General features: G+C 50.5%; 4 protein-coding genes. 2 read left to right on the top strand and 2 right to left on the bottom strand.

Annotated elements, in window-relative coordinates; all coding sequences use genetic code 11:
- Nucleotides 1-486: 486 nt before the first annotated feature.
- Together Q0698_RS06150 and Q0698_RS06145 are read right to left on the bottom strand one after the other, a co-directional pair.
- Nucleotides 487-3672 carry a glycoside hydrolase family 2 TIM barrel-domain containing protein gene (locus Q0698_RS06150; protein ID WP_298634779.1) on the bottom strand — a complete coding sequence of 1062 codons (3186 nt, stop codon included), beginning with the start codon at nt 3670-3672 and terminating at the stop codon, nt 487-489.
- Nucleotides 3673-3836: 164 nt separating this feature from the next.
- The gene (locus Q0698_RS06145) at nt 3837-6290 is read right to left on the bottom strand and encodes a TonB-dependent receptor (protein ID WP_298634777.1); all 2454 of its coding nucleotides are present in this window, start codon (nt 6288-6290) and stop codon (nt 3837-3839) included.
- A gap of 218 nt (nt 6291-6508) precedes the next feature.
- On the opposite strand from Q0698_RS06145, the gene Q0698_RS06140 reads away from it, so the two are divergent.
- Complete coding sequence (locus tag Q0698_RS06140; protein ID WP_298634775.1) at nt 6509-7081, top strand: aspartyl/asparaginyl beta-hydroxylase domain-containing protein; 573 nt, start codon at nt 6509-6511, stop codon at nt 7079-7081.
- Nucleotides 7078-8661: an SGNH/GDSL hydrolase family protein gene (locus tag Q0698_RS06135; protein WP_298634773.1), complete on the top strand. Its 1584-nt coding sequence runs from the start codon at nt 7078-7080 to the stop codon at nt 8659-8661. Before Q0698_RS06140 ends, Q0698_RS06135 begins: the two co-directional genes overlap by 4 nt.
- Nucleotides 8662-8673 lie beyond the last annotated feature (12 nt).

The following is an 8673-nucleotide window of genomic DNA, read 5'->3' as shown; positions in this document are numbered from 1 at the left end:
TTAAACTGGCGCCAATGGCCCACCAGGGCAGACCGCGCCCGGCAAGGAAATAGTCACTAGTGTCTTTTTCGTGGCCCGCTTTTTCACGAGACACATAGGTAGCGATGCCAATTAACGCAATGGCATAAATCGCGGCGACCCAGAGGTCGAGGGGTTGCAGTTGCATGTGATTCTCCCAATGTAAGTTATTGCTTACCTGTTATTGTTATTTTCGGTGCTTAGCCCGATATGTGTTTTACGTATTGGGGACGGGTACATAACTCGCTCCCAGTTTCCATTGAGTTTCCATTGGGGTCGGGTACATAACGTCACCGTCGCCCTAATTTTTCGTTGTGCTTCATTGGGGTCGGGTACATATCTTCGAGTACTTGACGTCAAAGGTTTTGTACCCGACCCCTATCGCACAACAATCACCGTAAAAACTCGCTTAATAGGTGAGAAATGGAGGCCATGTTATGAGTTATGTACCCGACCCCTAATTGCATCCTATTGCATGGGTGCGTCTCCGAAACGCAGCCAAAGCGAATACTCGAAGGTATCGCCGTTAAGGTTGTATTGCGATAGCGTGTGGCCGCCCCATGAGTTATCGCCGCCCACACCCATTTGGCCGTAATCTAAGTTTAACGTGGTTAGTGGGCGGGGTTTGATGTCATTGAGGTGCGTGTTACGACGTTCCTCGTTCACTTGTGCCTCAGGACCATCTTGCACAGTTACCGCAACCTTGGCCGGTGGCGTGAAGTCACTGCGGGTATTGTGATGTACCGCAAAATTAAAGGTATCGTCGGACCAAACTTCAAGCTGACGTTCACCGTTTAAGCGCAGTGACCGGGTATCGGTTTTATAGCCATTTTCCTGTGGCCGCGCATAGGGTACGTAGTGATCAGCAATAGCCTGTTGGTAGCGAGCTAAAAACGCAGAGTCGTTTCGATCGCGATAGTTCTCATGAGGGCCTCGGCCATACCACTGAGACTGATAGAAGCCATCGACTAGCGTGGTTTGCAGGCCAATGCGGGGAAGTCTTACAGTCCCATTCGCTCGTTCAAAACGGTTACTAATATTTAGCTCGCCATTTGCATAAATGATATAGCGTGCAAGCCACTTGCCGAGCTCATCGCCCGATTCGCTATGAAAGGCATAAACCGCAGTAGCCTCAACTCGCTGATCATCTAGCTGCTCAACAGAAAAACGCTCAAGTGACCTATTTTGGCTAGCGTATTCCCAGTCCTTGCCCCATTCGGTGAGGTAATTACCGAAGTCGTTATCGGTAGGTGCCCGCCAAAAATCTGGGGTAAACGGTGCTAACAGCTGCTGCTCGCCGGCTACACTGATCTGTGCTAATAGGCCTGAGGCATCGAAGAGGTAGCGTTGTTCTGCCGCATCAATCTGCCATGCACCGGATTCTAGGGCTGTTATAGAGAGTTCAGCTGAACTCATTGGGGGTGGTGAGTAGGGCGCGCGGATATTGGCGTTGTACTGAATCCATTGCTCTGCCGCCACCTCATGGCCCTGCTCCAATAATGGCTGCGCCGCTGACAGATGGAGACTTAAGCTTACCGTATGTTCTCGAGAATCCTGCGGCGCTGAAATAGGAAGTGAGACGTTAAGCGTTCCACCTGCTGGTAAATCCGCTAGCTGACGCTCACCCTCAGAGATAACTTCGCCCTCAGCTCGCTGAACCCACCGTAGTGTATAGCCGGCTAGGTTGAGGAAGTTATAGTGATTTGTTAGCTGAAACACGCCGTTATTGAGGTCAAGGGCCTCAAAGCCTACCGATTGGTAAACATGTTTAACTTCCCAGTAGGCAGGCTGTGGATCTCGATTGGAGAACAACACGCCATTCATGACAAAGTTGCCGCTTGATGGCGCGTCTTCTGGCCCATAATCACCACCGTAGGTGTAGTATTCGGTGCCGTCCTTATCCCATTCGGCCAAACCCTGGTCAACCCAGTCCCAGATAAAACCGCCGGCCAGCGAATCATGCTGGTTAATCACATCCCAGTAGTCTTTTAGGTTACCGGTAGAGTTGCCCATAGAGTGAGCGTACTCAATGAGCACAAACGGGCGGTCCTGATGAGTCTCAGCGTGAGCCGCTAAATCCCAGTAACGCCAGTACATACTGGAATGAAAATCGGAGTGGCGTTCACCCACTTCGTTGATATCCCCCTCGGTTTCGTATTGCACCGGGCGTGAACTATCAGCGGCTTTCAACCAATGATAGGTAGCGCCTAGGTTAACGCCATCGCCCGCCTCATTCCCCAAACTCCACATTACAATGGATGGGAAATTCTTATCACGTTCATACATCCGCTGAGTACGGTTAAGATGCTGTGCCATCCATTCAGGCTTATTGCCCAGTGTCTTATCGTGGTCGTACCCATAGCCGTGACTTTCAATATTCGCTTCATCCACCACATAGAGGCCGAATTCATCACACAGCTCATAGAAGCGTTCCGGAAACGGATAGTGGGAGGTGCGAACCGCATTCAGGTTCGCCGCCTTCATCAACTGAATATCACGGATCATGGTGTCTTCATCAATCACATGGCCAGTAATAGGGTGATGTTCGTGCAGGTTGGTGCCCTTGAGCTTAACGGTTTCACCATTAATCTTGAATACGTTACCTTCAATGCGGACATCGCGAAAGCCAACGTAGGGGGCGAGCGCTTGAACTTCCCCTTGCTGCGGATCGAATGATTGAATAACAAGTTGGTAGCGGTTCGGAATCTCAGCGGACCACGGCGCAACATCAGCGATGTTCCCCGAAAAGCTCACTTCATTGAGTCCGGGTTGCAGTTCAACGGTTTTGGTTTCCGAAGCGACTTCAGGCTGACCTAAGGTCATTGCCAACTGATGGGTAACCGGAAGATCGGTATGGTTGAGTACACTCACGGTTAATTCAAGCTGACCGTCCTGATAGCCGTTGGTTAGTCCAGCTAGCGCATGGTAATCAACGATCTCCACGCTAGGGCTAAAGCGAATACTCACATCACGTTGAATACCTGATAGTGACCAGAAGTCCTGATCCTCAAGGTAACTGCCATTACTCCAGCGATAAACTTCCATGGCAATGACGTTGTCACCACTGATAAGGAATTCATCGATACTGAACGCTACGGGTGTTTTGCTCCCCTCACTGTAACCAACGTAGTGTCCATTAACCCACAGGTAGAAAGCCGAGCTCACTGCGCCGACGGTTAATGTGGCCTTGTGAGCGAGTTGCGCTTCCGATAGCGTTATCACCCGGCGATATTGGCCCACCGGATTGTCCTGGGTAGGTACGTGAGGTTGATTTGCCTCAAAGGGGTAGGAGATGTTGACGTAAATCGGATAGCCGAAACCATGTCGCTCCCAGTTGGATGGAACCGGTATGGCTCCCCAGGAATTAGCGTTGAACTGCGGCTGGTAAAATTGGTTGGCGCCCGGTGTAGTTGGCGGCGTTGCCGAAAAATTGAATTGCCACGAGCCATTCAAGCTCAGGTGGTAGGGATTACTAGTCAGGTCATTAGCGAGCGCAAGCTCAGCATTGGGGTAACTGCGGAAATAGGCGCGCGGTGCTAGGGTATTTTCTTGGATGACTTCGAGATTATTCCAATGCGGCGGCGTGTGGCCCGAATCGCAGGCAGTTAGAATGAAAGTAGTGAACAACACAGCGGCAGAGAAAATTCGAATCATGATTTCATCTCACTGACTTTAGTGGGTTGATAATTACCCTAACATAGCCCTGATGAATAAGCCTATATTGGCGTGAGAGCATAGGGTGAACCTAGGGTTTAGTAGCGCCTGTGCAATAAAAAGGCGAACACATCGGTGCTCGCCTTTCTAATCACACCAGTGGTTTAGAAGTGTTTACTAAAGCTAATCGAGTATTCACGTGGACGGATAACACTTTCCAGTGAGCGATAGTTACTAATGTTGTACTGATCAAGTAACCAATCGTCGCCGGTGTGCACCCAGTTCACTGAACGATCGTCCCAGACGTTATAAATACTAAACGTTACGTCCCAATCGTCAGAGGCCCAGAGACCCATATTGAAGTTAGCTCGCTGGTAGTCCGGAATGGTGTTGCCACCCCAGCCCGATACGGTGTTTTGCGCATTCCACCAGTCGTGAGCGTAGGCTGCCTGCCAAGAATGGTCATAGCTGAACCACAGGTCGGCACCTAACATCGCATTGTGGAAGGTGTACTCTGCTTTAATCCACCACTTCTCATCCGGAGCAATGGCCAATGGTTGACCTGCCGCCGCTAGCTCATAGTCAGCCCAACTCGGTAGGTTTGGCACCACATCACTGAAGTAGACCGTTTCTTCAATTTCGGATGAACCATTGAAGTAGGTACCTTGCAACATGAAACTGTCACTCAGCCAACCTGTGAAACTCATTTCTAAGCCTTTCGAACTGGCGTCACCGAGGTTGATATGACCTTTCGCGGCTAAGGCAGTCGGATCACCCACTTCGCGCTGCATATCGGTCCAATCCATCTGGTAGTAGGTGGCGTTTAACTGCAGTGCGTCGTCAAAGAACTGCCCTTTGAAGCCAATTTCTTGGTTGACCAGTGAATCTGGGCCATATTCCTTAGGTAAGCTTGATGCTTTGCGAACCGTGTTGTGTCCACCGAGTCTGAAGCCCTCTGAGTAGAGTGCGTAAACCATGACGTCATCGCTGATGTTGTAGCTGGTGCTGAATTTATAAACCGTATCATCATTTTTACCGGAGTATTCATCTACACCGTTGTTGTCATAGTTACCGTAAGGCACGCCATACGGCCAGTATTGTTTCTCGGTGCGTTGACGGTCATATTCGAACCAGCGAACGCCGGCCTCCACGTTCCAAGCATCCGTGATGTCATAACCAAAGGTGCCGAATACAGCGGTTTGCTTAGTTGTACGTTCAAATTCTTCGCCGTAGTAGCGATCCGTTGGTGCCACAGGATAAAGCGTTCCCGTGTTGTAATTGTTCTGCACCCAATACGCAAGGTAGTTGAAAGCGTTCCATGCAGGAGTACTGGTTAGATTTGGTGTTACCCAATACCAATCCCAGGCATCATAGGTGTCTTCATAGTAGGCACCGACCATCCACTGGAAGCGGGAATCGCCAATCGAGGCAAGACGAATCTCGTGCGAGGTTCGGGTACCTTCTTGATCGTTGACTACCGTACCGATGTCGTAGGCTGTGTGGTAGTAAAGCGGGTTGTAGGCGTAGTTAATGTTGTCGATACCGTAGGCGCGAGTACGAAGCTGATCGCTTACCATGGTGTCGAATTCGTAATCAACTTCGCGCTCAACGGTTGCCGCTGCGTAGGTTAATTGGGCGAAATCGCCGATGTCACCCTGAAGGGTTAAACTACCCAACCACCAGTCATCGGTGCGGACATCCTTGTGGAAGCGAACAATCTCGAAATCATCTAGGGCTGGATCTTGCTTCCAATCACCGGTGGTTTCAGATGTCTGGTCGATATACATCATATCGAGGTTCCAGTTATCGGAAATGTTCCAGCGAGCGGTAGCGCGCACACCTGACTGTTTCCAGTCATTGAAGTTGTCTTCTACAGCACTATCGTTGGTCGCACCGGTAAAGAGGTCAGTACCGGCAACATTATCAATGTAGCCACCCTCGTTAACATCGTAACCGACAACACGAAGAGCAAGCACATCATCAATGATCGGCAAGTTAATCATTGCCTCAACGTCAGTACTATCTTCGCCTTCGCTCATGGTAGACCACGAGCCGCGGATGTAGCCTGACGTTTCCGATGCGTCGGGTTTATTGGTGACGTACTTCATCGCGCCCGACTGCGAGCTCGAACCGAACAGCGTACCCTGTGGACCCGGTAGTGCCTCAATGTGCGCCATGTCGACCATACGTGGATCAACTTGCTGTGCCGCCGAGGTCATAGGCACTTCATCCATATAAACCGCTACCGATGAATCAGTACGCCATTCCTGTGAGCCGGTACTGATACCGCGGAAAACCATCTCATTTCGACCCGGCGAAGTGGACACCGATGACAAACTTGGGATAGCCGCTTGGAATTCTTGGAAGTTAAGCATGCCAGAGCGAGTAAGCTCTTCCCCGGTCATGACTTGGATACTTTGCGAAACGTCCTGCATGTTTTCGCTGCGCTTTGTTGCGGTGACTAATACTTCTTCAATCATGCCGCCCTTGCGTTCTTCGGTCTCCCCCTCTTCCTCGGTCTGCGCAAGTACTGAGCCCGACATTAAAGTCGAAGCTAGCGCTAAGCTAACCGCTGAAGCGAGTGGGTGACGCGCACGATTTGGAGTGAATCGAGCCATAGTTGTTCCCCCAGAGTGTGTTTAACGGTGCTCCTGCATAACAACTGCATTCAGCACTTTATTTTTATATTATTTATGTTTATAAATTAACTGCTGCTCGGACTGCCCGCCCGATGAAACCCAAGTTACGTAATTTCCGATGTTTAGGCAATTAAACGCGGTTGATCTTTTTTGGGTGCGAGTTGAATAAAATTCACACAATGAATCAAGGGTTATTTATGAATATTGACGCACCGCTTCGCGACCTCGGCCCAGTGGACTACAGACCACTTCAGGCGTCTATCAATATGGCGGTAGAAGAGCAGTGGCTGGAGAATCAGTATCGTCAGCGTAAGTTTGAAGTGCACTATCAAACGCAAAGCTTGGTGATGTATTTTCTTGAGAGCGAGCTCTGGCCGAAAATTAAGGTCAATCGAGAACCAGGCTATGAGTTATTGGCCGAAGCTGCCCAGCCGTTGATGGATAAAATTATTCAGGATCACTACGAGCCAGGCGGCGTGATTATCCGCGCGATGGCCGCAAAACTGCTCCCTGACGGTATTATCAAACCGCATGTTGATAAGCATGCTTCATTTGAATTCAGTCACCGAATTCATATTCCCATTGTCACCAACCCTAAAGTGCGTTTTATGATTAACGGGCGGCCTAATCAGTTTCAAGTGGGCAATGCTTACGAGATAAATAATCAACTACAGCACAGTGTGATGAACAAGGGTTCGGAAGCGAGAACGACTTTTATTTTCGACTATGTTCCGCCAAGTCAAATGCATAAATTCGAGCTGGTGGTATGAAGTCTTTGCGGCAGCGGTTGCTGAATTTAATCTGCTTAAGTCAGCTTTTTCTCGTTCCGTTCATGATGGCGCAAGGCACTGCGGCAGCGACTATTTCACCGGATTCCGAGCTGCTCGATTACCGAGGTGTGTGGTATGGGTCGGCTCAGCAACCGCAAATGAGCTGGGCGGGAAGTGCCTTAGCGCTGAGATTTCGAGGAACGGAACTTGCTGTTGATTTTGACGTAGGCGCCAAGGCAGAGAATTTTCGCGTGGTGATTAACGGCGTTCCCAATCCCAGCCCGTTGCGACTAGAGTCTGGCCGCAGGCTAGTGACCTTGGCAGCCAATTTGGATTCGTCTCAACCCCACGAGATTGTCTTTTTCAAAGAAACTTACGATGGCACACCAAGCACCTTATATGGTGTTGCAGTCGATGATGAGGGTGAATTATTGGCTCCGCCTTCGCCTTCCGAAAGGAGAATCGCCTTTTTCGGTGATTCAAACATGGATGGGACCAGTAACTATTCCGAACATGACTCAGGATTCGCGGGTGCTTTCTTCGCCTATCCAGCCATGGCCGCGCGAATGTTAGGCGCTCGTACCACCACTCAAGCGTACGGCAGCGCAACCCTGAGCGGCTATGGCGATAATAATGTGATGCGCTTTATCTATTCGCCCGATTTCTTTAGCCAACGACCCGAGTTTCGCACCAATTTCGCCCCACAGGTGATTGTTGTGAATGCTGGCGCGAATGATATTTATCGTATTCCTGCCGAACCCGGTAATGGCTTCGGCCAGGCCTCATCCACTAACCCCGATACGATTCGCGCGCAAATGAAGGGACGCTTCAAATCGGTGGTGGCCGAGCTGCGCAAAGTCTATGGCGATGCGGTTCATATTGTGCTGTATAACGCCTATGGGTGGGACCTCAATGAACCGGCGAACTATACCGCCGAAGTGGTTGCCGAGGTGGGCGGGAATCTGTCCTACCTTCACTATCCGTGGACCTGGGAGAAATGGCACGGTTCGATGGTAGAACACGGTGGTCAAGCCCGACTTCTCGCCGCGCATATCTCCGAGCAAATGGGCTGGGAGGTTCAACAGGAGTCGCTTGTTTTCAATGGGTTTTCGGATGATGGGCAGGTCGCCAATGGCGACTTTGAATCTGTGGCTTATGGGGATTTTAGAGCCTTTGGCTGGCGCTATGCGTCGGAGTCGGCTCAGCGTGAGTGCGATGAAATAAATTGCTGGCTGAGGCTTGATGCTGACTCGACGGTTCATCAGGGTTTTGATGCCACGGGTGATACACTGCCTGGGCCATCGGAAGCGGGGTTAGTTATTCAAGTGCGGGCAAAAATTCGCGGTGATGCGAATGCCTCTGCCGAATTGCTGCTGGATACTGAGGCGCAGGCGCTTTATCAGCGCAACACCGCCGCACGTCAATCATTTGACGGGTTAACTACTGAATGGCGTGAGGTGATGTGGCAGGTGCCTATTCCAATAGGTTCGTGGAAGTTGTACCTGAGCCTGGGCGCCGAGGCTGGGCAGGTAGAGTTTGATGATGTTCGGACTCGCTTTGTCGTGATGGATGAAAAGTAAGTGCGAAGGCTG

Origin of the sequence: uncultured Umboniibacter sp., assembly GCF_947497555.1 — a bacterium.
Taxonomy (GTDB): Bacteria; Pseudomonadota; Gammaproteobacteria; order Pseudomonadales; family DSM-25080; genus Umboniibacter.
This window is presented reverse-complemented; position numbering and strand designations above follow the sequence as displayed.